The 21407-nt window shown below is 59.4% G+C and carries 21 protein-coding genes and 3 tRNA genes; 20 read left to right on the top strand and 4 right to left on the bottom strand.

Going from position 1 to position 21407, the window contains the following annotated elements:
* Positions 1-7: 7 nt before the first annotated feature.
* The 6 genes from M5D89_RS12450 (at position 8) to cydC (ending at position 7114) form a co-directional block, all read left to right on the top strand.
* Entirely contained in the window at positions 8-1012 is a 1005-nt protein-coding gene (locus tag M5D89_RS12450; RefSeq protein WP_248886119.1) for a class I SAM-dependent methyltransferase, read from the top strand.
* A gap of 112 nt (positions 1013-1124) precedes the next feature.
* Positions 1125-2033: an extracellular solute-binding protein gene (locus M5D89_RS12445; protein WP_248886118.1), complete on the top strand. Its 909-nt coding sequence runs from the start codon at positions 1125-1127 to the stop codon at positions 2031-2033.
* Positions 2034-2198: 165 nt separating this feature from the next.
* A tRNA-Ala gene (locus M5D89_RS12440) sits at positions 2199-2274 on the top strand.
* A gap of 146 nt (positions 2275-2420) precedes the next feature.
* On the top strand, positions 2421-3539 hold the full coding sequence (locus M5D89_RS12435; RefSeq protein ID WP_248886116.1) for an FIST signal transduction protein: 1119 nt from the start codon (positions 2421-2423) through the stop codon (positions 3537-3539).
* Between the two features lie 61 nt (positions 3540-3600).
* The gene (cydD, locus tag M5D89_RS12430) at positions 3601-5358 is read left to right on the top strand and encodes a thiol reductant ABC exporter subunit CydD (protein WP_248886115.1); all 1758 of its coding nucleotides are present in this window, start codon (positions 3601-3603) and stop codon (positions 5356-5358) included.
* Positions 5348-7114: a thiol reductant ABC exporter subunit CydC gene (gene cydC, locus M5D89_RS12425; RefSeq protein ID WP_248886114.1), complete on the top strand. Its 1767-nt coding sequence runs from the start codon at positions 5348-5350 to the stop codon at positions 7112-7114. The genes cydD and cydC overlap by 11 nt, the downstream gene beginning before the upstream one ends.
* 1 nt (position 7115) lies before the next feature.
* On the opposite strand, the gene M5D89_RS12420 is transcribed toward cydC, so the two are convergent.
* From M5D89_RS12420 to nadB, 4 genes are all read right to left on the bottom strand, one after another.
* A complete protein-coding gene (locus M5D89_RS12420) occupies positions 7116-7463 on the bottom strand; it encodes a hypothetical protein (protein ID WP_248886113.1) in 348 nt (115 codons plus the stop codon).
* A gap of 5 nt (positions 7464-7468) precedes the next feature.
* Complete coding sequence (ygfZ, locus tag M5D89_RS12415; protein ID WP_248886111.1) at positions 7469-8395, bottom strand: CAF17-like 4Fe-4S cluster assembly/insertion protein YgfZ; 927 nt, start codon at positions 8393-8395, stop codon at positions 7469-7471.
* Positions 8396-8417: 22 nt separating this feature from the next.
* Positions 8418-8720 carry a hypothetical protein gene (locus tag M5D89_RS12410; protein WP_248886107.1) on the bottom strand — a complete coding sequence of 101 codons (303 nt, stop codon included), beginning with the start codon at positions 8718-8720 and terminating at the stop codon, positions 8418-8420.
* Positions 8721-8799: 79 nt separating this feature from the next.
* Positions 8800-10434 carry an L-aspartate oxidase gene (gene nadB, locus M5D89_RS12405; protein WP_248886106.1) on the bottom strand — a complete coding sequence of 545 codons (1635 nt, stop codon included), beginning with the start codon at positions 10432-10434 and terminating at the stop codon, positions 8800-8802.
* Positions 10435-10529: 95 nt separating this feature from the next.
* On the opposite strand from nadB, the gene rpoE reads away from it, so the two are divergent.
* The 14 genes from rpoE (at position 10530) to M5D89_RS12335 (ending at position 21387) form a co-directional block, all read left to right on the top strand.
* Positions 10530-11162, top strand: a complete 633-nt coding sequence (gene rpoE / locus M5D89_RS12400; RefSeq protein ID WP_248886105.1) for an RNA polymerase sigma factor RpoE — start codon at positions 10530-10532, stop codon at positions 11160-11162.
* A complete protein-coding gene (locus M5D89_RS12395; protein ID WP_248886104.1) occupies positions 11152-11784 on the top strand; it encodes a sigma-E factor negative regulatory protein in 633 nt (210 codons plus the stop codon). Before rpoE ends, M5D89_RS12395 begins: the two co-directional genes overlap by 11 nt.
* Positions 11785-11991: 207 nt before the next feature.
* The gene (locus M5D89_RS12390) at positions 11992-13386 is read left to right on the top strand and encodes a DegQ family serine endoprotease (RefSeq protein ID WP_248886474.1); all 1395 of its coding nucleotides are present in this window, start codon (positions 11992-11994) and stop codon (positions 13384-13386) included.
* 61 nt (positions 13387-13447) lie between these two features.
* Positions 13448-15256, top strand: coding sequence for a translation elongation factor 4 (gene lepA / locus M5D89_RS12385; protein WP_248886103.1), 1809 nt, complete (start codon positions 13448-13450; stop codon positions 15254-15256).
* 29 nt (positions 15257-15285) lie between these two features.
* Positions 15286-16080 carry a signal peptidase I gene (gene lepB / locus M5D89_RS12380; protein WP_248886102.1) on the top strand — a complete coding sequence of 265 codons (795 nt, stop codon included), beginning with the start codon at positions 15286-15288 and terminating at the stop codon, positions 16078-16080.
* 73 nt (positions 16081-16153) lie between these two features.
* Positions 16154-16513 (top strand): DUF4845 domain-containing protein, encoded by a 360-nt coding sequence (locus M5D89_RS12375; protein WP_248886101.1) that lies wholly within the window; start codon positions 16154-16156, stop codon positions 16511-16513.
* A 67-nt stretch (positions 16514-16580) separates the two neighbouring features.
* Positions 16581-16655: transfer RNA gene (locus tag M5D89_RS12370), tRNA-Gly, on the top strand.
* 36 nt (positions 16656-16691) lie between these two features.
* A tRNA-Cys gene (locus M5D89_RS12365) sits at positions 16692-16765 on the top strand.
* Positions 16766-16821: 56 nt separating this feature from the next.
* Positions 16822-17769 carry a GDP-mannose 4,6-dehydratase gene (locus tag M5D89_RS12360; RefSeq protein ID WP_248886100.1) on the top strand — a complete coding sequence of 316 codons (948 nt, stop codon included), beginning with the start codon at positions 16822-16824 and terminating at the stop codon, positions 17767-17769.
* Between the two features lie 18 nt (positions 17770-17787).
* Positions 17788-18000: a sulfur carrier protein ThiS gene (gene thiS / locus M5D89_RS12355; protein ID WP_248886099.1), complete on the top strand. Its 213-nt coding sequence runs from the start codon at positions 17788-17790 to the stop codon at positions 17998-18000.
* A gap of 41 nt (positions 18001-18041) precedes the next feature.
* Positions 18042-18818, top strand: coding sequence for a thiazole synthase (locus M5D89_RS12350; RefSeq protein ID WP_248886098.1), 777 nt, complete (start codon positions 18042-18044; stop codon positions 18816-18818).
* On the top strand, positions 18815-19393 hold the full coding sequence (locus M5D89_RS12345) for a hypothetical protein (RefSeq protein ID WP_248886097.1): 579 nt from the start codon (positions 18815-18817) through the stop codon (positions 19391-19393). The genes M5D89_RS12350 and M5D89_RS12345 overlap by 4 nt, the downstream gene beginning before the upstream one ends.
* 6 nt (positions 19394-19399) lie before the next feature.
* Complete coding sequence (gene mpl / locus M5D89_RS12340) at positions 19400-20752, top strand: UDP-N-acetylmuramate:L-alanyl-gamma-D-glutamyl-meso-diaminopimelate ligase (RefSeq protein ID WP_248886096.1); 1353 nt, start codon at positions 19400-19402, stop codon at positions 20750-20752.
* Positions 20749-21387, top strand: coding sequence for a flavin prenyltransferase UbiX (locus M5D89_RS12335; RefSeq protein WP_248886095.1), 639 nt, complete (start codon positions 20749-20751; stop codon positions 21385-21387). The genes mpl and M5D89_RS12335 overlap by 4 nt, the downstream gene beginning before the upstream one ends.
* Positions 21388-21407: the final 20 nt, after the last annotated feature.

Genomic DNA, 21407 nt, shown 5'->3' with positions numbered 1-21407 from the left:
GCAAAAGATGATTTCTGCGGAAGAACTGCGGGCCAGATCCGCCGGGGCAATGTCTCTGCATATTGCGTTTATTGGTGTCGTGAATGGGTTGTTTTCTACGCTGCATCGTTTGCACGCAGCGACGGCTGCAGAACTGGCACAGGCAACTGGTCTGGATGCTGGCTATTTGCAGCGCTGGTGTGATGCCGCCTTTGCCTTCTCCTGGCTGGATCGCGACGGCGAAGCGTACAAGCTGAGTGAAGATGGTGACAGCATGCGGCCCGAGCGATCAGATAGCCGGATGGCTGCTGCAGTCGGTACGGTGTTGAGTGCACACATGGCAGAGCGAGCTGCAGGCTTGATGCGCACGGGAGAGCGTCCGGGCGAGAAGGTGCTGGCGGAGAGAGAAACCATTCTGCCCTGGTTTGGTGCCATGCTGGAGCATAATTTTCGCACTACCTTTGAGAGCAAAATCGTCCCAGCCATCCCGCTCTTCGCGGAAATGAACGCCCGTCAGGGATTGGCGGTGGATCTGGGTTGCGGTAATGGTTGGTACCTGCGTGCTCTGCTCGGCAAGTGCGCACAGTTGCGTGGCTTGGGGTTGGACGGTTTTGCGGAAAATGTGCGTCAGGCCAGCGAGCTCGCCGCCAGCGAGGGCTTGGGGGACCGCCTGCAGTTCGCGCAAGGGGATATCCACCAATTTCAATTGCCAGAACGAGCCGATCTCATCGCTATGAACCGCGCCCTGCATCATGTCTGGGAGGAACGGGGAGAGCTAATTGCGCGGCTGCAGGCAGAGCTCCGACCCGGTGGTGCCCTGGTCATCTGGGAGCCTGCCTGGCCCGAGGATACGTCGCTTCTGCGCGAGCCGGCCTATCGCGGCATGGCCTTTCAGAATCTGACGGAGCACGTGCAGGGTAACCATTTTCTGCGTCCGGCAGAAATCGCGGCTGCCCTGAGCGCCGCTGGACTGAAACCCGAGATCCACCCTATCGGCAGCGATGTGGTCGTCGTCGGCCGTCGAACGGAGTGAATAGCGGGGCGTGCATGGTTCGGATTTTATTGCTTCATCTTGCCATTTGATTATCCGTCGCATACGTATCGTCATATACTGTTAAACATAACCTCGTGATGGAGACTATCGTATGCGCAAATTACATGATTACCCCCTCGCCCTGGCCTGCCTCGCGGTATTGTCAGTACCCGTTGCTGCCGATGCCGAGACCATGCTCGTGACTTTTGCTGGTTCCATGGGCAATGTCATGAACCTGCACCTCGGGCCCGCCTTTGCCAAACAGGAGCATGTAGAGTACCGCGGTGATGGTCAGGGGGCCTATGCATTGGCGCATCTGATTGCCGGGCATCAACTCAACCCGGATGTCTTTGTTTCCATCACCCCCGGACCCATCGAAGTACTGATGAAAGCTGGGCTGGCCAAAAAGGCCTATCCGGTGGCAAGCACCCAGATGTGCATTGCCTACAGCCCGAAAAGCCCTTTCGCTAAGGACTTTGCTGCCGGGAACATGCCTTGGTACAAAGTGCTGGAGTTGCCCGGCGCCACCTTTGGGCGCACCGATCCCAAGACCGATCCGCAGGGACAAAATATCGTCTTCACCCTGCAGCTGGCAGAAAAGTATTACCACCAGCCCGGCCTCGCCCAGAAAATTCTCGGGCCCATCGACAATCCCAAGCAGATCTTTACGGAAATGTCTCTCCTGGCACGCCTGAAGAGCGGTCAGATGGCGGCATCTTCCGGCTACCTCAGCGCCGTAAAATCCCTACATTTGCCCTACATAAAACTACCCGTAGAGATCAACCTGAGTGACCCGAGTTACAAGCAGTCCTGGTACGACAAGGCGAGCTTTCGCTTGAATGTCGATGGCAAGGAGAAGACCGTCACGCCACAGCCCTTGGTGTTCTACGCGGTGGTGCCCAGCAACGCTCCCCATCCTGCACTGGGAGAAAAGTTCATCCAGTTCCTGCAAAGCCCGCAGGGACAAAAGATGTTTCGGGAGGACGGGTATAGTGCACCCAAGGGCAACAATCTAGGATAAACGCAAACCTTACCTGGTCCGCAGGAAACGAAACCTTATTTCCCTCTGGATTTCCGCCAGCGGCGCGCGCTGTCGCCATGCAGTCGAACGCCTGGGGCCAACATACGCCGCGCACTCTGGTTGACAGGCATGGTGGCTTCTGGAATAGTACGCCGACCAGAATTTGGGGCCATAGCTCAGCTGGGAGAGCGCTTGAATGGCATTCAAGAGGTCAGCGGTTCGATCCCGCTTGGCTCCACCAATCGAAACAATGGGCTACGAGAGAATCTCGTGGCCCATTTTATTTGGCGGTGCTTCTATGTTGCCGTAATTGGGCATCTTTGTGTCTATCGCGCCAGCTCCGTAAAATAGTGGCACATAGGCCCTCGTGCCGCATGCAGGATACCGATGATGCACAGCCCCTTTCCCTATGGTCATGCCCGCGCCGATCAGTGGCAGGATGCTTTGGCGCAAGCTTTGCAGCTTGCGCGCTGGCAAGATTTTCCCGCCACTCTGGGCTTTCTGTATATCAATGAATCCTTTGAAGGCGCCCTGCCGGAGATTCTGACGACGCTACAAGAACGTACAGGGGTACAGGATTGGGTCGGGTCTGTGGGTATTGGCGTAGCGGCAACGAACACCGAATACCTCGATGAACCAGCGTTGGCATTGATGTTCACCGACTTGCCGCAGGGCGAATATCGCCTGTTTGCTGGCATGGATGCGTATGGCAGTGAGGCCCTGTCCCTGGAGGATGGTCGGCAGGCGGCGTTGGCCTTCGTCCATGGCGATCCGCACTGCCAAGATTTACCCGAGCAGGTACGGCACCTGGCGGCGCGCTGTGCCACGGGGTTTATCCTGGGCGGCGCGAGCAGCAGCCGCGCGCAGGGAGCGCAGATTGCGGGACGAGTGCTGCACGGTGGCCTGAGTGGCGTGGCGTTTTCGGAGCAAATTGCGCTTCGCACGCGTTTGAGCCAGGGTTGCACACCAATCGGTCCAGCGCATCGTATACAGGAGGCGGAACGAAATATCGTTGCCACGCTGGATCGGCGCCCTGCTCTGGAAGTGTTGTACGAGGAAGTGGGAGAGGTCCTGGCGCGCGACATTCGCCGTGCCTCGGGTTTTATTTTTGCTGCGTTGCCGCAGGCCGACTCCGATCAAAGCGACTACCTGGTGCGCAACCTGGTTGGCGTCGATGAGCAAAATGGCCTGGTGGCGATCGGTGACTATGTCGAGTCCGGCGCGCAACTCCTTTTCTGCAAGCGGGATGATGACAGTGCGCGGACGGACATGCAGCGCATGCTTGCCGATCTGCAGGCGCTGGCCGCAGGACACACGGTTCGCGGTGCCGTCTATGTGTCCTGCCTGGGACGCGGGGAAAGTTTGTTCGGAGAGAACTCTGCTGAGTTGCAACTGATTTCCGCAGAGCTGGGCGACGTGCCACTGGTGGGCTTTTTCGCCAATGGGGAAATCTATCGCGATCGCATTTATGGGTACACGGGCGTCCTGACCTTGTTCCTGGGGTAGGGTTCATCAGAAAACGCTCACATATGTTATACTGTGGGCCTCTCAATAGAAGGCGGAGACCGTGGCAAAAGCGGAACGCATTGATCAACGACTGATGAAAACGGGCAAGGGCGCGCGGGGTGCGCTCTATTTTGCCATCGGTCTTGGCCTTCTGGCTGGGTTCCTGATTATTCTGCAGGCTTGGATCCTCGCCCATATTGTCAACGACGTGTCTTTTCATGGCTTGGGCCTCGCCGCGGTATCGGGTTTTCTTGCGGCCTTGCTCGGCCTCTTTGTTTTGCGCGCGCTGCTCTCCTGGGCGGGAGAAATTGTCGCCTTTCGGGCCAGCGCCAGCATCAAGACCCAGCTCCGCCAGGAATTGCTGCAACACCTCTTCGCCCGCGGGCCGGTGGCGTTGGCGGGGGAGCGGGCAGGAGACATTGCCAGTACCCTGATCGAGGGTGTTGAGGCGCTTGAGCCGTATTTTTCTCGTTATCTGCCGCAGATGGCCCTGGTTAGCCTGGTGCCGCTGGCCATTCTGGTCTTTGTCTTCCCGGTGGACTGGATCAGTGGCCTGATCCTACTGATCAGTGGCCCGCTGATTCCGTTTTTTATGGTCCTGGTGGGTTACGCGGCAGAGGCGATCAATCAGCGCCAGTGGCGCCAGCTCCTGCTCATGAGCGCGCACTTTCTCGATACCTTACAAGGGCTGACGACGCTCAAGATCTTTGGCCGCGCCAAGGACGAGATCGAAATTGTCGCCCATATCTCCGAAAACTACCGCCGCAGTACCATGGCGGGTCTGCGCGTGGCCTTTCTGACCTCGGCGGTGCTGGAGTTTTTCGCCAGCCTCTCCATCGCCCTGGTAGCGGTGTCGCTGGGGGCGCGACTCTTGCAGGTGCATGCCAGTGTCGATTTCTATGCGGCCTTTTTTGTGCTGCTGCTGGCGCCGGAGTTTTTTGCACCCTTGCGGGGTCTTTCTACCCACTATCATGCGCGCATGAGTGCCATTGCCGCCGCCAAGAGGATTTTTGAAATCCTGGACGCGCCGGCACCGACGCAAGCGGGCGCCGGCCAGGCATTGCCGGCTTCGTCTGCACCGCTGGCAATCGAGATCGAGGATCTCCATTTTCGCTACGCGCCGGAATATGAGGAGGCACTGGCTGGCCTGACGGTCAATTTTCCGGCGGGCAGCTATACGGCTATTGTCGGTGCCAGCGGCGCGGGCAAGAGCACCCTTGCCAATGCCTTGCTCGGCTTTGTTCAGCCGCAACAAGGCCGCATTCTGGTGGATGGGCAGGATCTGTCCGGCATCGAGAAGGAGTCCTGGCACGCGCAACTGGCCTGGATTCCCCAGAGTCCGCGTCTCTTTTACGGGAGTATCGCTGATAATCTCCGCCTCGCGCGGCCAGAGGCGAGCGATGCCGAGTTAGATCAGGCGGCGCGGGATGCCCATGCGCTCGAGTTTATCGAACATCTACCCCAATCTTGGGATACTCGCATCGGTGACCTGGGGCAGGGCCTCTCCGGCGGGCAGATTCAGCGTCTGGCGCTGGCTCGTGCTTTCCTCAAAAATCCTCGTCTGCTGCTCTTGGACGAGGCTACCGCCAATCTCGACATGGAGAGCGAATCCTTGTTCCTGGACTCCTTGGAGCGGCTGCGGCAAGGGCGCACCGTGATCGTCATTGCCCACCGCCTTGCTACCGCCCAGCGCGCCGAACGTATCGTCGTTCTGGATCGTGGCCGGATCGAGGAGAGCGGCAGCCATGGGGAGTTGTTGGCGCAGGGGGGGGCTTACGCTGGCTTGGTGCAGGCGTATCGGGGGCGGCATGGCAAATAATCGTGATCTCTGGCGCTTGCTGCGCCTCTTTGCGCCCTATCGCTGGTGGATGCTTGGCGGCGCGCTGCTCAGTCTGCTGACCATCCTCGCCAATTTTGGCCTGATGACCTTGTCCGGCTGGTTTCTTGCCAGTGCTGCCTTGGCCGGTCTGGGGGGTTGGGCGACACTGAACCAGTACAATTTCTTCCTGCCGGCAGCGGGGGTGCGCGCCTTCGCCACCACGCGGGTGATTTCCCGCTGGTTGGAACGCATCGTCACCCATGAGGCGACCTTTCGCCTCCTGTCGCGGCTGCGAGTCTGGTTCTATACCCGCATCGAGCCATTGGCGCCAGCGGGGCTGCAGGGCTATCGCTCCGGCGATATTCTCTCCCGCCTGGTGGCGGACATCGACACCCTCAACAACTTTTATCTGCGCGTTTTCACCCCCTTCCTTGTGGCAGGCTTGGCGACCCTGCTCATGGCAGGTTTCTTTGCCCTCTATGCCTGGTCCGTGGGCCTGGCACTCTTCGTTCTACTGGCCCTTACCGGTTTACTGTTGCCCCTCCTCAGCGAGCGCTTGGGGGCGGGCAGCAGTCGCGAGGTGACACGGCTTCAAGCGGAGATGCGTACCCAGGTGATCGACGCCCTGCAGGGGATGGGAGAGATTCTCACCGCCAATGCCGCTGAGCGCGTCCAGGGACGGTTTCTGCAGGAAAATGCCGCCTTGCTCGAGCGCCAGCGGCGCTTGGCTGGGGTGGCAGGCATCGGCACGGCAGGGATGGGCTTCATGGCCAATCTCACCTTGTGGGTGATCCTGCTGCTGGCCATACCGCTGGTTGCGCGTCATACGCTACCCCACGCGGAACTACCCATGTTCGCTCTCGGGACCATGGCGGCCTTCGAGGCGGTATTGGCCTTGCCATTGGCTTTCCAGTTTTTGGGTCAGACGCGGGAGGCGGCACGACGGATCTTTGAAGTGGCCGATACCCCGCCCGCATTTCACGAGGCAGTGGATGCGGTGCCTGCCCCGGAGCATTTCGACATCGAGATCCAGGGCCTTCATCTGCGCTATCCCACGGCGCGTGAGGATGCCCTGCGGGGCTTGGGCCTGCGCATAGGGCAGGGGGAACGTGTTGCCATCCTGGGAGCGACGGGCGCCGGTAAAAGCAGCATTGCCAATCTGCTCCTGCGCTTTTATGACTACCAGAGCGGCTCGGCACGGTTGGGGGGAAGAGAATTGCGGGATTATCCCGGTGACCAATTGCGCCAGTATTTTGCGCTGCTTTCCCAGCGCAGCCATCTCTTCCACAGCACGATACGGGACAATCTCTTGCTGGCCAAGGGCGATGCGGAAGAAGAAGAACTATGGGCAGCGCTGCGCCAGGCCCAGCTTGCAGACTTTGTTGAGGGATTGCCGCAGGGGCTGGACAACATTGTTGGTGAGGGAGGGGTGAATCTCTCGGGCGGGCAGGCGCGGCGTATTGCGATTGCCCGCGCGGTGCTCAAGGATAGCCCAATCCTGATCCTGGATGAGCCGAGCGAGGGTCTGGATGCGGTTACCGAGGCCAAGTTTCTGCAGGATCTGCGTGCCCTGATGCAGGGGCGCACGGTGATCTACATCACCCATCGACTCCTTGGGCTGGAGGACATGGATCGAATCTATGTCTTGGCGGATGGCCAGGTGCGGGAGAGCGGAGCCTATGCCGATCTAGTGGCGCGAGGGGATAGCCTCTTGCATCGTTTTGCCCAGTTCGGCGGTACCCTATTTGATGCCTGATCTAGCCCTGTGATTTTCCGAGCTCGGTGCCCAATATCTGATGCAATAGCTGGTGCGCCGTTGCGGCATTCTGTTGGCACTTGGGGTTGCTTAGGTCATTCACACAATGCAGGGTGCTACCCAAAAGCTGCATGGTTTTTTGCTGCATTGCCGCCTGCTCCCGCACATGTTGCGGACTGCTGGTGAGGCGTGAAACCCCGTAGCCCAGCCCGGACGATAGTACGCTAGCGAGCAAAAATACGAGGAGCTTGCGGCTGAATCCCGGTGGCATGCCGTGGTCGTCCAAGTATCGATGGCCAACCCAGGCAAAAGGGAAATAGCTGACGACTCCGGTGATCAGGCCCCACATTTACGTTAGTTCTCCAGCTTCTGCTGCGAAAGGGGCAGGGCGTAGGGTAGGCTACCCAGGTGTAGCGACGGTCCATCGACCTCGCCCAGATGCAAGGGTTCCTGCTCATTGGCTGCCCGCAATACCGCCAGTGCCACGCTTCCGCTCCCTTGCTGCGCCGCGTTGATCACCAGCCCTACGGCCTGCTCGCCCATGCTGGGAGCAAAGATTTCCTGACCGGGGGCGAGAGCGCTGTCGCTGTGGATCAGGTAGCACTGCCGCTTGAGTGCGCCAAGGTAGTGCGAGCGTGCGACAATCTCCTGGCCGGGATAACAGCCTTTCTTGAAGTTGATCCCGCCCAGTACCTCTAGGTTCAACTCCTGGGGAATGATTTGCTCCGTGCTTGCGGCGGAAATAAAGGCCGTCCCGGCATGGATCGCGGCAGCCCACCAGTCATTGGCGGTAGCATGGTTGGCTCCCGCCGACTCAGCCACTGGCGCGAGCAGGGTGCCGTCCTGCAGCAGAAGCAGTGCAGCCGGTTGTGGCCAGGGGAGCGCCGCCACGAGCGCCGTGCCTGCCGCCCCAGTTGCCGCCTGTAGCTGGGATTGCAGAGCGCTTGGGTCGAGATCCTTGCCCCAGATGCCCCACAAGCTCAGGGGGCTGAGCTCGATCTCTGCCTTGGCCATCAGCCGGAATTTGCGCAAACGTTGCCCGACTTCTTCTGCGAGGTCAGCGGCGAGAAACAGAAAAAGGCCTGCTTCCTCGCGCTGCAGAAAAAAATTGGCAATCATCCGACCCTTGGCAGTGCTGTAACTGCTCCAATGCCCCTCACCCCTTGGCAGGCGCGAGAGGTCGTTGGAGAATTGGCTCTGCAAAAATTTTTCTGCGTCGGGGCCATGGACCTGGATGGCTGCCAAATGTTCGGACAGGGGAGCGTATTGGATTTCCGCCATGGGCTTAGTCTCCGCGAAGAAGTCAATGAAAGAGGGTCATGATAACGCGGGTGTCGACCCGCACCAATCTCTGCCTGCCTTGGCCTTGGGCCGACGCGAGCTGCAGTGGCTGTTGTATGTTCTCCCTTGCCTCGTGGCTGGGCTCGCCAGTTTGTTGACCCTGGCGGTGGACTGGCGTGCGGCGCTCCTGCTGGCTGCGCTGGCGGGGATCTGGGGCGTCCGCTCTTGCCCGTGGACGATGCGCCGCCGTCGCCTGATGCCGCGCTTGCTGCTGCATCGTGGCGGCGATCAAGTGGAACTGCGCTTGCTGAACGGAGAGCGGCACGCTGGCTTGGTCCTGTCTGGGGGTGTCTATGCACACCGCTTCCTGCTGCTTCGCTTTTTGTCCGCAGATGGCGAACAGTTCACGGTTCTGGCGCGCTTTGCGGCAATGGATCCGCGTTGGCGTCGCTGGCGTCTCCATGCCCGACGGCACTGGTCCGCGTCCCATCCCAATCCTGCCGCTGACGCAGATGCTGTGCCTGGGCAGACAGCTCCGGAAAGTCCTGATCGTAATGGCAGCCGCGGGATTCGTGGCGTTGTAGGGCGCCCTGAGTGATCAATAGAGCACTGCGCAGCAGGCTCTGCCATTCCAATGCCATTCTGCTGGACGGCAGGGTCCCAGAGGGCCAGGGAAATTCGTCCTCCCAAGCCTGCAGTTGCGCCAAGGCATCCGCCATGCCGCGTTGTTCGCGGAGGATGCCGACCTGATTCCAGAGGAGGTCCTGGAGCGCCTGGCGTCGTCTGCTGAGGAGTTCCACCGCTATCGGGGGCGCCAACGTTTGCTGTGGGGTTTCCGCGGCCGACAGTGGTGGTAGGGTCGATTGCCCGGCAAGATCGGCATAGACCGAATGGGCGCAGACAATGCACTCCAGCAGCGAATTGCTGGCCAGCCGGTTGGCGCCATGTAACCCTGTACTGGCGACCTCGCCAATGGCATATAGGCCCGGAAGCTGGGTTCTGCCGACGCCATCAACACGGATCCCGCCACAGCTGTAATGCGCCGCAGGAACCACTGGCAGGGGCGTGGTCGCTGGATCATGCCCGCGGCTGCGACAATGCTCGGTGATGGTCGGAAAGTGCTCCGCGAGGAGATTGGGCGAGGCATGGCGCATGTCGAGTTCTACGTGGGTCAAGCCGTGCTGCTGCATTTCGCGAACGATGGCGCGGCTTACCACGTCCCGTGGTGCGAGCTCGCCGCGCGGGTCATATTTTTCCATGAAGCGTTCGCCATTCGGAAGGCGCAGTAGCGCCCCCTCACCACGCAGCGCCTCGCTGAGCAGAAAGGCGGCCTCGCCGGGTTGGTAGAGGGTGGTAGGATGAAACTGGACGAATTCGAGGTCGCGAATTTCGATGCCGGCACGCCAGGCGAGGCTCAATCCGTCGCCTGTGGCCACGCTGGGATTGCTGCTGTGAAGATAGACCTGTCCGAGGCCGCCGCTTGCCAGGATGACGGCGCGTGCCCGCAGGTCTTGCCATTGGCCATTCTCTGTCTGTATCCAGGCGCCGGTGGCGCGGCCTGCAGCCTGCGTCAGGGCCCCCACGATGGTGTTGGGAAGCAGGGTGATGTTGCGGTGTAGCGCCGCAGCGTGGAGCAAGGCCTGGATGATGCTGCGCCCGGTATGGTCGGCGCGATGCAGAACTCGGCGCGCGGAATGTCCGCCCTCCCGCGTGCGCTGCCAGTCCTCACCCAAGCGATCAAACTCGGTTCCCCAGTGCAGCAATCGGGCGATGGCCGCTGGCGCTGCGGCGAGGATCTCTTCTACCTGGGTGGGCTCACAGAGCCCGGCACCGGCGCGCAGGGTATCGGCAACATGCTGTGCCACGGAATCTTCGCCATCTGCCAAAACTGCGGCGATGCCGCCCTGCGCCCAGGCGCTGGCAGACAGTTCCAAGGTGTCCTTGCTGACGACTAGGACTGCCCCGATCTGGGCGAGCTCCAAGGCGCAGGCAAGCCCGGCGCTTCCGGCACCAATGATGAGAAAATCTGTATGCAGCATGGTTGCTCATGATACGATGACGCCCACACTGGTGAAAGGCGCGAGGCCTTTTGCTGGAGCGTGGGCCAGCAGAATCATGCAAAAGGAAATGCCGAATGAGCAAAACGTCAGGGCAGTCCGCCGATGCCGGCAAGGACGGTGGTGCCCAGACAGATCTTCTCCTCGTGCAACGCGTACAGAAGGGCGAACGACAAGCCTTCGATTTGCTGGTGCGAAAATATCAACACAAGGTGATTGCCTTGATCGGACGCTTTGTGCGCCAGCCGGAAGAAGCGGAGGACGTGGCGCAAGAGGCTTTCGTCAAGGCCTATCGCGCCCTGCATAACTTTCGTGGTGACAGCGCCTTCTACACCTGGCTGTACAGAATTGCGGTCAACACCGCCAAGAACCATCTCGTGGCCCAAGGGCGAAAGGTCAGCATCGCCGATGTCGATACCGAGGAAGCGGAACAATTTGACAGCGCCGATGGACTAAGAGAGTACGATACTCCCGAGGGCTTACTGCTTAGCAAGGAAATCGCCCAGCATATCGATGCCGCGCTGAAGGCGTTGCCGGCGGATCTGCGGGAGGCCGTGAGTCTGCGGGAATTGGAAGGCCTGAGCTACGACGAAATTGCGCAGGTAATGGATTGTCCGGTGGGGACGGTACGTTCTCGAATCTTCCGGGCACGTGAGGCGATTGCCAAGGTTTTGGCGCCGTTGTTGGAGCAGAGCAGTCATGAACGATGAAACGAAATCAGCCTTGATGGCGTTCATGGATGGGGAACTGGGCACCTTGTCCGCCCGTCGCATGGCCAACCGTCTGGAACAGGAAGCAGCCCTTCGGGATGCTTGGGAAACGCAATACCGCGTATCGTTCCTGTTGCAACAGGGGCGCGTGGGTGCAGCCCTTGCCCGTCCCGGGTTTGCGGCTCGGGTGCAGGAGGCGATTGCCGCAGAAATGCCTCAGGTCCAGGGCGTGCGGCGCGGTGGGAGCCACTGGCTGGGTTGGTCTTCTGTTGCGGCAGTTACCGTTTTGTCGGCCTCCCTTTTCGTTTTTACGCCTTGGCATGGGGGATCTCCAGCGGGTAACGCAGCGGCGGTAGTGCCGATGACCGCGGCCAGCGCCGCCAGTGAACGCTTCTCCCTGCGCCCAGTGCGCTTTTCTGTAGCATCGGGTCCGCTGATGCGTGCGGATGTCACCATCCAGCGCGACATTCAACGTATCTGGCGTCCAGTGCCGGAGCGCTACCTCGGTTGGGCGCACGAGGAAAATGTGGGTTTCTCGCAGTTCTCTGCTCCGGGTCTGCTGCCGGTGGACTTTCGCGCACAGGAAGGAATTTATACGGGTGCTGGCACTCATCAACATTAATAATCCGCTTTCTGGACAAGCACGGTTCCTCTCGCTACGCTCTGCAGCGGGAGCAAGTGGCGCCTCCCAAAACTAGGGCGCGGGTGCCACTTTCCGAATATTTGCGATAAGAATCGGCCTGTGTGCCGAACTACTGGAGGTTCTGTGCAAGGGAATACTTGGCGTTTGCGGCGCTCACTCGGCGCAATTTCTATTGCTCTGGCACTCATGGGCATGGCGGCTGCACCAACGGCGGCGCTGGCGGCAGGAGCGGATCTGGTTGCCTTGCCGGATTTTACGCCCATTGTGAAGCACTATGGTCCGGCGGTGGTGAATATCAGTACCACCGAGACCAAGGAAGCCCGCCAACCGCAGTCACCATTTCCGCCGAACTCCCCATTTAACCAATTCTTTGCGCCATTCATGGGTCCGGGAGGGCAGGGTGCTCCGGCGCAAAAATATCAGGTGCAGTCCCTGGGCTCTGGTTTTATCGTCAGCCCTGATGGCTATATCGTCACGGCCGCCCACGTGGTGCGTGGCGCGCAGAAAATCATTGTCAGTTTGACCAATCATCAACAGTATCGGGCGAAGCTGGTTGGGCTTTCCAACCGTATCGACGTGGCCCTACTCAAAATCGACGCCAAAAACTTGCCGACGGTGCAAATTGGCGACTCCGGCCGCCTGCAGGTGGGGCAATGGGTATTGGCCGTAGGCGCGCCCTTCGGTTTTGAAAACAGTGTCACGCAGGGTGTGGTCAGCGCAACCTCGCGCCCCCTCCCGGATGATCCCTATATTCCTTTCATTCAGACCGACGTTCCGATCAATCCCGGTAATTCCGGCGGCCCTCTATTCAATATGAAGGGGCAGGTGATTGGCATCAATGACCAGATCTATACCAATAGTGGTGGATATATGGGTCTGTCGTTCTCGATTCCCATCAATGTTGCGATGGATGCCGTCAAGCAACTGAAAATTCATCAGAAGGTGCATTTCGGCTGGTTGGGCGTCATGGTGCAGGACGTCAGCATGGATTTGGCACAATCCTTCCATATGAAGGAACCAATGGGCGCGCTGGTTTCTCAGGTAGAGCCCGGTGGACCCGCCGCGAAGGCGGGCTTGAAGCCCGGCGATGTCATTGTCTCCTTCGACGGTCAGCCGATCTATAACTCCGCGCAGCTCCCACCGCTAGTAGGGGCCTTGCCAGCGGGTTTCCAGGCCAAGGTCGGGATTATCCGGGATGGCAAGGCGATGACGCTGCCCATCACGGTAGAGAGCCTTCCCAGTACGATGGAAGACCAGACGGGCGAAGCGCAGCAGGAGAAGGCGCCGGAGCAAAAGGGTAGCGTGGCGCGCATGAAGATCCAGGTTGGTCCGCTCAGCGCCGCCGCCCGGCAGCAGCTCGACGTGTCTTCTGGCGTCTTGGTGCTTGGGGTGGCCAATGGGCCTGCGGCGCTGGCAGGAATTCGTCCAGGTGACGTGATCTTGCAGGTGGCACAGCAGCCGGTGCAGAACGTGAGCCAGTTGCAGAAGATGGTGGCGGCATTGCCGGCGGGGCAACCGGTCCCCGTGCTCATTCATCGCCGCGAAGGGAATTTTTACGTTGTTCTTTCGCTGCCTCGGTGATTCATGAGGCATTTCGGGGGATGGCAATTCGCCATCCCCTTTTCTATTGAGACTTGGGTGCATGAGCACAGCGCAAGAAAGAATTCGTAATTTCTCCATCATCGCCCACGTCGATCATGGCAAATCCACCCTCGCCGACCAATTCATCCGTCTTTGTGGCGCTCTCAGTGAGCGGGAGATGGCGAGCCAGGTGCTCGACAGTATGGATATCGAGCGTGAGCGCGGCATTACCATCAAGGCGCAGAGTGTGCGCCTGCAGTACCATGCCGACAACGGGCAAGACTACATCTTTCATTTGATTGATACGCCGGGGCATGTCGATTTTTCTTACGAAGTCAGTCGTTCCCTGGCGGCCTGCGAGGGGGCGTTGCTGGTGGTGGATGCGTCCCAGGGCGTGGAGGCACAGAGTGTCGCCAATTGCTACACTGCCATGGAGCACGACCTGGAGATCATCCCAGTCTTGAATAAGGTCGATCTTCCTGCGGCCGATCCCGATCGGGTGCAACGCGAGATCGAGGAAATCGTTGGCTTGCCAGCTACCGATATCATTTTGGCCAGCGCCAAGGAAGGACGGGGCATCCGCGCGATCCTGGAGCAGGTGGTGCGCGATATTCCTCCACCGCAGGGCGATCCCGAGGCACCCCTGCAGGCGCTGATCATTGATTCCTGGTTCGACAACTACGTCGGTACGGTGGTCTTGGTGCGGGTGGTCAACGGCAGTCTGCGCAGTGGTCAACGCATCCGCACCATGGTCGGTGGGAAGGAATACGTCGTCGAGAAGACGGGCGTCTTTACCCCCAAGGCGCTGATGATCCCCGCCTTGGAGACCGGCACAGTGGGTTTCGTCATTGCTGGCATCCGCAGTATCGAAGGCGCGCGGGTAGGCGACACCCTGACCGATGCAGCGCGGCCCGCCGATGCGCCTCTGCCTGGTTTCCGCGAAGTGCAGGCGCAGGTGTTTACCGGCCTGTATCCCATCGATTCGGCAGATTACGAGCGTTTTCGCGAGGCTCTGCAGAAACTGCGTCTGAATGACGCGGCTCTGCAGTTTGAACCGGAAACCTCCCAGGCACTGGGTTTTGGCTTTCGCTGCGGCTTTCTCGGCCTGCTGCACATGGAAATCATCCAGGAACGATTGGAGCGAGAATACCAGCTCGATCTGCTGAGTACCGCCCCGACGGTGGTCTACGAAGTCGAAAGCACCGACGGCGAAATTCTGCACTTGTCCAACCCAGCCGATCTGCCCCCCGTAAACCGCATCCGCGAGATCCGCGAGCCGATGATCCGGGCCAACATCCTCACGCCCGATGGCTATCTCGGTCAGGTGATCACCCTCTGCGAGGAGCGCCGGGGGCGGCAGATCAACCTGCAATTTACCGGCGGTCAAGTGATGGTTACCTATGAACTGCCTCTGAACGAGGTGGTCCTCGACTTTTTTGATCGGTTGAAATCCGTCAGTCGTGGCTATGCCTCCATGGACTATGAATTCTCCCGTTTTCAGGGCGGCCCCCTGGTGAAAATGGATATTCTCATCAATGGCGAAAAGCTCGATGCTCTTTCCTGGATCGTGCATCGCGACTTCGCCGAGCGTCGTGGGCGGGAACTAGCAGCGCGTTTGAAGGATCTGATCCCCCGACAGATGTTTGAGGTGGCCATTCAGGCAGCCATCGGCGCCAAGATCATTGCCCGGGAAACCGTCAAGGCGATGCGCAAGGATGTATTGGCCAAGTGTTATGGTGGTGACATTACCCGCAAGCGCAAACTCCTCGAGAAGCAGAAAGAGGGGAAAAAGCGGATGAAGCAGGTGGGTCGGGTAGAAATCCCCCAGGAGGCCTTTTTGGCCATTTTGCAAAGCGATAAGAGAAGCTGAGCGCGTAACGACGGAACGAGGAAAGGCGCATGGATTTTACCCTTGGATTGTTTTTGGCGGTGGTGGCGACGGGGCTGATCTGGTTTGTTGATCGCTTCCTGCTGCGTCGCCGCCGTACTGCCGAGGAAAAGGTCCCGGTCGTGGTGGATTATGCGCGCAGTTTTTTTCCCGTATTGTTGGTAGTCTTTCTGGTGCGGGCCTTTGTGGTAGAGCCCTTCCAGGTGCCCTCGGGGTCCATGCTGCCTACCATCCGCGTCGGCGATTTTCTCTTGGTCAACAAATTCACCTGGGGCCTACGTCTACCGTTGATCCACACCGATCTGACCCAGGGTAACCCGGTGCAGGCCGGGGATATCATGGTCTTTCGTTATCCCAAAAACCCGCGTATCGATTACATCAAGCGGGTCATCGGATTGCCTGGCGATACCATCGAAGTCAAAGGGAACGACCTTTATATCAACGGAAAACTGGTTCCACAAAAATATGTCGGCACCTTCAATTATCGACCGGAAGGGCAGGGCGAGAGTGGTATGGTCATCCCCACCAAGGAATATGCACAGACCATAGGCGGCCATACCTTCCATATCATCGAATTCGATACCCCAGAAGCGCATATGGATTTTGGCCCGTATACCGTGCCATCCAATTGTTATTTCATGATGGGGGACGACCGGGATAATAGTGATGATAGCCGTTTTTGGGGCTGTACGCCGCGCCGCAATATCGTTGGTAAGGCCATGTTCATTTGGTTTTCCTGGGACGCCGAAACCTGGTCTGTCCGCTGGCATCAAATCGGGCGTGCCCTCGATGGCCCGCAGAACTAAATCTCACGCTCCAGATTGCAAAGCTTTGGCTTCCGTCTAATTGCCAAGTACGGGTTCCGCGCGAGGGAAGACAATGTTGGGCATACAGAACCGCGAGGCAGGTATTGGCCTCATTGGGGCAATCTTTTGGATTGTGGCGTTGGCCATCGCCGTGAGCTTAGTGGTGAAGGTGGGCCCCATTTACTACGACAATCTCTCGCTGCAAAATATCCTGCAGGATCAGGCACGTCATGCAAGCCCCTCGGAATCTGCCGGAGAGATTGTCTATGACCTGCAAGATCGCCTCAATGTCGCAATGATCAAAATCAACCCTCAGGATATCCAAATCATCAAAAATGGTGACGCGCCGGTGCAGATCGTGGCCAACTATGAACGCGTGGTGCCTTTGGTCGGGAATATCAGTCTACTGCTGCGTTTCCACACCCATAGCTGAAGTCTGGCAGCGCCGCTCGCTCTGGTTGACAGAAGGGGGAAGCACGCCGTAAGATGCGCGACACGTTGCGGGAATAGCTCAGTGGTAGAGCACAACCTTGCCAAGGTTGGGGTCGCGAGTTCGAGCCTCGTTTCCCGCTCCAACTACCAGGGAAAGGCTTCTTTCCCTTTTTCTTTCTGGCTGGGTGGCAGAGTGGTTATGCAGCGGCCTGCAAAGCCGTGTACCTCGGTTCGATTCCGGGCCTAGCCTCCAATAAAATCATTTAGTTGCGAAACTTGCATTGGAATATTCCCACCAAGCGTAATGATATGGAATCTGCCACAGTATTGGTAACTGGTAGTACCGGCTTTACCGGGCGCTACCTTCGGCAAGTCTTGGAACAACGTGGCTACCGCGTGGTTGGGCTCTGCTCCCTTGCCGGTGTAGACCCGGGGCAGTGGGTTGCGAATCTCACGGATGCCGAAAGTCTGCGGCGGGTGGTGCAAAAGTTGCAGCCCAATTATGTGATCCATTTGGCCGCGATAGCCTTTGTGGGCCATGGCGACCCGCGTGCGTTCTATGATATCAATCTCTTCGGCACCCTGAACCTTATGTCCGCGTTGCAGGACCTGCCCAAGCTCGAACGTGTGGTGGTGGCGAGTTCGGCCAATGTCTACGGCACGCCTGAGGTTGAGCTGATTGATGAGTCCGTCTGTCCCAATCCGGTCAATCATTACGCCTGCAGCAAATGGGCGATGGAACAGATGCTGCGCAGTAGCTTCCGTCGCTTACCGCTGGTGATCGTTCGGCCCTTCAACTATACGGGGGTCGGGCAAGATCTCCAGTTTCTCATCCCCAAGATCGTCGCCCACTTTCGCCGAAAGGCAGAGACTGTGGAGCTCGGGAATCTGGACGTAGCACGGGATTTCTCGGATGTACGAGATGTCGCGGCCTGCTACGCCGATCTGTTGCAGGCATCTGATGCCACAGGGCAGACCTTGAACATCTGCTCGGGCCGGGCTTATGCCTTGCGCGAGGTACTGGAGATGGCGACGGAGATTACGGGGCATCATTTGGACGTACGAATGAACCCGGCCTTCGTCCGAGCCAACGAAGTCCCGCGACTCCTGGGGAATGCCGACCGGCTACGGCGATGCATTGGCCATAGTCCCAGCACTCCGTTGCGTTCCGTACTGGAGTGGATGTTTGAAAGCGAGGAGCCTGGCATAGTACCAGTGGGTGGGGCTGTGACCAGGCAAAGAGCTCTTATGCCTTGAATGATTGGGCGGATAGCGATGACGCAGAAAATCACGATTCAGGTCAATGGATTGCAGCAGATGCTTCCGGCGGGAAGCAATGTGCTTGCCTTGCTGGATATGCTCGCTCTTACGGGCAAGCGGGTGGCGGTGGAGCGCAACGGCGGCGTGGTGCCGCGCAGTGAACAGGAAAGCACCGTCTTGCTGGAGGGCGATCAGATTGAGGTCATTCGTGCCGTGGGCGGCGGATAGCGGTATAGTATCTGCTGGTTTTCGCTGTAGGTTGAGATGTCATGGCAGACCTGTTGCAGATTGGCAGTCGCAGTTTTCACTCCCGTCTCTTGGTGGGAACGGGAAAATATAAGGATTTTCAGGAAACCCGCACGGCGTTGGATGCCGCTGGCGCAGAGATTGTCACCGTTGCCCTGCGTCGGGTGAATCTCGGCCAGCATGCGGGAGAGGAAAATCTTCTCGATCATCTTCCGGCCGAGCGTTTTACCATCCTGCCCAACACCGCCGGTTGCTACACCGCAGAAGACGCCGTTCGCACCTGCCGGTTGGCGCGGGAGTTAGGGGATTGGACCCTGGTCAAGCTGGAAGTAATTGGCGATCCGCAGACCCTGTTTCCGGACATGCGGCAAACCTTTCAGGCCGCTGAAACCCTGATTGCCGAGGGTTTCGAGGTCATGGTCTACAGCAATGACGATCCGGTGGCCTGCAAGGCCTTCGCGGAAATGGGCTGTGTCGCGGTCATGCCCTTGGCTGCGCCCATCGGCTCCGGGCTGGGGATTCGGAATCCCTACAACCTCCGCATCATTCTTGAGCAGGCGACGGTGCCGATTCTGGTGGACGCCGGAGTGGGGACGGCATCGGATGTGGCCGAGGCCATGGAACTCGGCTGCGATGGGGTTTTACTGAACACGGCCATTGCTGGGGCAAAGGATCCGGTGCTCATGGCCGAGGCGATGCGCTTGGGGGTAGAGGCTGGACGGAAGGCCTATCTGGCGGGGCGGATGCCGCGCCGTCTCTATGCCAATGCCAGCAGTCCCTTGGAAGGAACCTTCTTTTGAGCCCGGAAGATGCCTTGGAGTATGCGCGCCAAGCCCCCCTCGACCGCGACTATTTGGAGTCCATCGAGCGCTTGGTCATGGATCAGGTCCCCTTGGGCACCCCCCCTGCCTATGCCGAAGACTGGGAGGAGACGGAGCGCTTGATTGCCCGTCTCGCGGATCGTGGCGTGGGCACGCGCCTGGAGCATGTCTTTGACGAGCAGGGAATGCGCTGGCGCGTTTATCTCGATTGGCAGGATCCCATCAGTTTCGAGTGGCAGATGGTCGAGGTCGACGAGAGCAATGCGGCCCGCGCCGTTACCCGTGCCTCGCTGGTTTGGTTTTACCAGCAGGAGCTGAGCGCCGCCAATGCCCAGCCGCCCGACCCGTGGTCCTATTTCGAGGTGGTGGAGCGTTTGAGCATGATCCGTGAGCTCTTCAATCGCTCCCTGGAAGAGCATCCCGTGCTGGGCGCCGAAGCGGAGCTGCAAAAGCGCTTTCGTGAAGCACAGGAAAAACTCAACGCGCTGTATGAACTTGCCGGGCAGATTTTTGACCAGCGTCTCGACGGCCCCAAGCCCGGGACCATGCACTAGCTCGGCATGCGTATCCACATCCTCGGGATTTGCGGTACCTTCATGGCCAGTCTGGCCCTACTGGCGCGCGCGGCGGGGCACAGCGTAACGGGAGTGGATGCGCAAGCGTATCCACCGATGTCAGATCTCCTCGCCCGCGAGGGGATTGCCGTGGAGGAGGGATACGATCGCGATCTCCCCAATCCGCCTCCGGAGCTGATCGTCATTGGCAACGCCCTGTCGCGCGGAAATCCTCTGGTCGAGACCGTGCTACGTCGGGGCTTGCCCTATCGCTCCGGTGCCGAATGGCTCGCGCAAGAGATTCTGCAGGGGCGTTGGGTATTGGCGGTGGCAGGCACCCACGGCAAGAGCAGTACCAGCGCCATGCTCGCCTGGATTCTGGAATATGCCGGCTTACAACCCAGTTTTCTGGTGGGTGCGGAACTCAACAATTTTGCCAGCTCGGCGCGACTTACGGAGAGCCCTTTTTTCGTCATTGAGGCAGATGAATACGACACTGCTTTCTTCGACAAGCGGGCCAAGTTTGTTCATTACCATCCACGCACCCTGATCTTGAACAATCTCGAGTATGATCACGCCGACATTTACCCGAATCTCGCAGCGATCGAGACCCAGTTTCATCACTTGCTCCGCACCGTGCCCGATGATGGTCTGATTCTGCGTCCAGCCGATGACGCCGCCTTGGAGCGGGTTTGGCAGCGGGGCCATTGGACGCCTGATCTGCTGTTTGCCGATACGGAGGGCTGGCAGCTTCGACTGGAGTCTGCCGATGCCAGCCAGTTCTCGATCTGGAGCGGGGCGCAATGGCAAGGCGAAGTGCGCTGGCAGGCCATGGGGGAGTTCAACGCGCAGAATGCCCTTGCTGCCGTCCTGGCTGCCCGCCATGCCGGGGTGCCGGTGGCCACCAGTTGCGCCGCCCTGGGAGAATTTCGCGGTCTGCGACGTCGTCTGGAGTTGCGCGGAGAAGTACAGGGGGTTGCTGTCTATGATGACTTTGCCCATCATCCTACCGCGATCGCCAAGACCTTGGCTGCCCTGCGTAGCCACGTCGGGCCCGAGCGCCGCATCCTCGCAGTACTGGAGCCCCGTTCCAATACCATGAAGTTGGGGGTTCATGCCGAAACCCTCGGCCCCAGCCTGCACGGGGCGAATGCAATTTTTTTGTATGCGCCGAAGGAAATCACCTGGGACGCCAGACGGGTTGTCTCGGCAACGGCGCATGTGCATCAGGATATTGGGCAGCTCGTCGCCGACATCGCCAACTACGCAACCCCAGGGGACCAGATCCTGGTGATGAGTAACGGTGCTTTTGGTGGTATCCATGAGCGCTTGCTCGCCGCCTTGGAGGAACGCCAATGAGCCGTGTCCAACGTCGTCGCTTGGGGCTCGCCATGACCGGTGCTTCGGGCGCTCTCTATGGCCTACGTTTGTTACAGCATTTGCTCGCCAGTGATGCCGACGTGCATTTGGCCGTCTCGGCGGCAGCGCGGGTGGTGTTGCGGGAGGAGCTCGGCTTGCAGTTGCCTAGTCGTCCAGAAGAGTTAGCCGCCAGTCTGCGGGCCGAGCTGGGATCGAGCAGCGGGAAACTGACCGCCTATGCCCCGGAGGATTGGTTTTCGCCGTTGGCCTCCGGCTCGAACGCGCCAGAAGCGCTGGTCATCTGCCCTTGTTCTGGCGGCAGTCTAGCCGCAATCGCGCAGGGTATCTCCAACAATCTCATCGAACGCGCCGCCGATGTGATGTTGAAGGAGGGCAAAAAGCTCATCCTTGTACCGCGAGAGACCCCGGTCTCGGCCATTCATTTGGAAAACATGCTCAAGCTGGCACGACTCGGCGTCTGCATCTTACCCGCCAGCCCCGGCTTTTATCATCGTCCGCAAAGCATGGACGACCTCGTCGATTTTGTGGTTGCGCGTATCCTTGATCAACTCTCCATTGAACGGCATATCGGTCCGCGCTGGGGGGCTACTGCAACCATCCCAGCAGGGGATTGACCAAAGCGGCTTGGGGAAGC

The sequence above is a fragment of the Acidithiobacillus acidisediminis genome (assembly GCF_023277115.1).
GTDB classification, from domain to species: domain Bacteria; phylum Pseudomonadota; class Gammaproteobacteria; order Acidithiobacillales; family Acidithiobacillaceae; genus Igneacidithiobacillus; species Igneacidithiobacillus acidisediminis.
Note: the sequence above shows the minus strand (reverse complement) of the source record. Positions and strands in the feature narration are given on the sequence as shown.

Bases quoted from the DNA above. Each gene is read 5' to 3' on its own strand.
- M5D89_RS12450 (WP_248886119.1), top strand. From the start codon at position 8: ATGATTTCTGCGGAAGAACTGCGGGCCAGATCCGCCGGGGCAATGTCT.
- M5D89_RS12445 (WP_248886118.1), top strand. From the start codon at position 1,125: ATGCGCAAATTACATGATTACCCCCTCGCCCTGGCCTGCCTCGCGGTA.
- M5D89_RS12435 (WP_248886116.1), top strand. From the start codon at position 2,421: ATGATGCACAGCCCCTTTCCCTATGGTCATGCCCGCGCCGATCAGTGG.
- cydC (WP_248886114.1), top strand. From the start codon at position 5,348: ATGGCAAATAATCGTGATCTCTGGCGCTTGCTGCGCCTCTTTGCGCCC.
- M5D89_RS12420 (WP_248886113.1), bottom strand. From the start codon at position 7,463: ATGTGGGGCCTGATCACCGGAGTCGTCAGCTATTTCCCTTTTGCCTGG.
- ygfZ (WP_248886111.1), bottom strand. From the start codon at position 8,395: ATGGCGGAAATCCAATACGCTCCCCTGTCCGAACATTTGGCAGCCATC.
- nadB (WP_248886106.1), bottom strand. From the start codon at position 10,434: ATGCTGCATACAGATTTTCTCATCATTGGTGCCGGAAGCGCCGGGCTT.
- rpoE (WP_248886105.1), top strand. From the start codon at position 10,530: ATGAGCAAAACGTCAGGGCAGTCCGCCGATGCCGGCAAGGACGGTGGT.
- M5D89_RS12395 (WP_248886104.1), top strand. From the start codon at position 11,152: ATGAACGATGAAACGAAATCAGCCTTGATGGCGTTCATGGATGGGGAA.
- M5D89_RS12390 (WP_248886474.1), top strand. From the start codon at position 11,992: ATGGGCATGGCGGCTGCACCAACGGCGGCGCTGGCGGCAGGAGCGGAT.
- lepA (WP_248886103.1), top strand. From the start codon at position 13,448: ATGAGCACAGCGCAAGAAAGAATTCGTAATTTCTCCATCATCGCCCAC.
- lepB (WP_248886102.1), top strand. From the start codon at position 15,286: ATGGATTTTACCCTTGGATTGTTTTTGGCGGTGGTGGCGACGGGGCTG.
- M5D89_RS12375 (WP_248886101.1), top strand. From the start codon at position 16,154: ATGTTGGGCATACAGAACCGCGAGGCAGGTATTGGCCTCATTGGGGCA.
- M5D89_RS12360 (WP_248886100.1), top strand. From the start codon at position 16,822: ATGGAATCTGCCACAGTATTGGTAACTGGTAGTACCGGCTTTACCGGG.
- thiS (WP_248886099.1), top strand. From the start codon at position 17,788: ATGACGCAGAAAATCACGATTCAGGTCAATGGATTGCAGCAGATGCTT.
- M5D89_RS12350 (WP_248886098.1), top strand. From the start codon at position 18,042: ATGGCAGACCTGTTGCAGATTGGCAGTCGCAGTTTTCACTCCCGTCTC.
- mpl (WP_248886096.1), top strand. From the start codon at position 19,400: ATGCGTATCCACATCCTCGGGATTTGCGGTACCTTCATGGCCAGTCTG.
- M5D89_RS12335 (WP_248886095.1), top strand. From the start codon at position 20,749: ATGAGCCGTGTCCAACGTCGTCGCTTGGGGCTCGCCATGACCGGTGCT.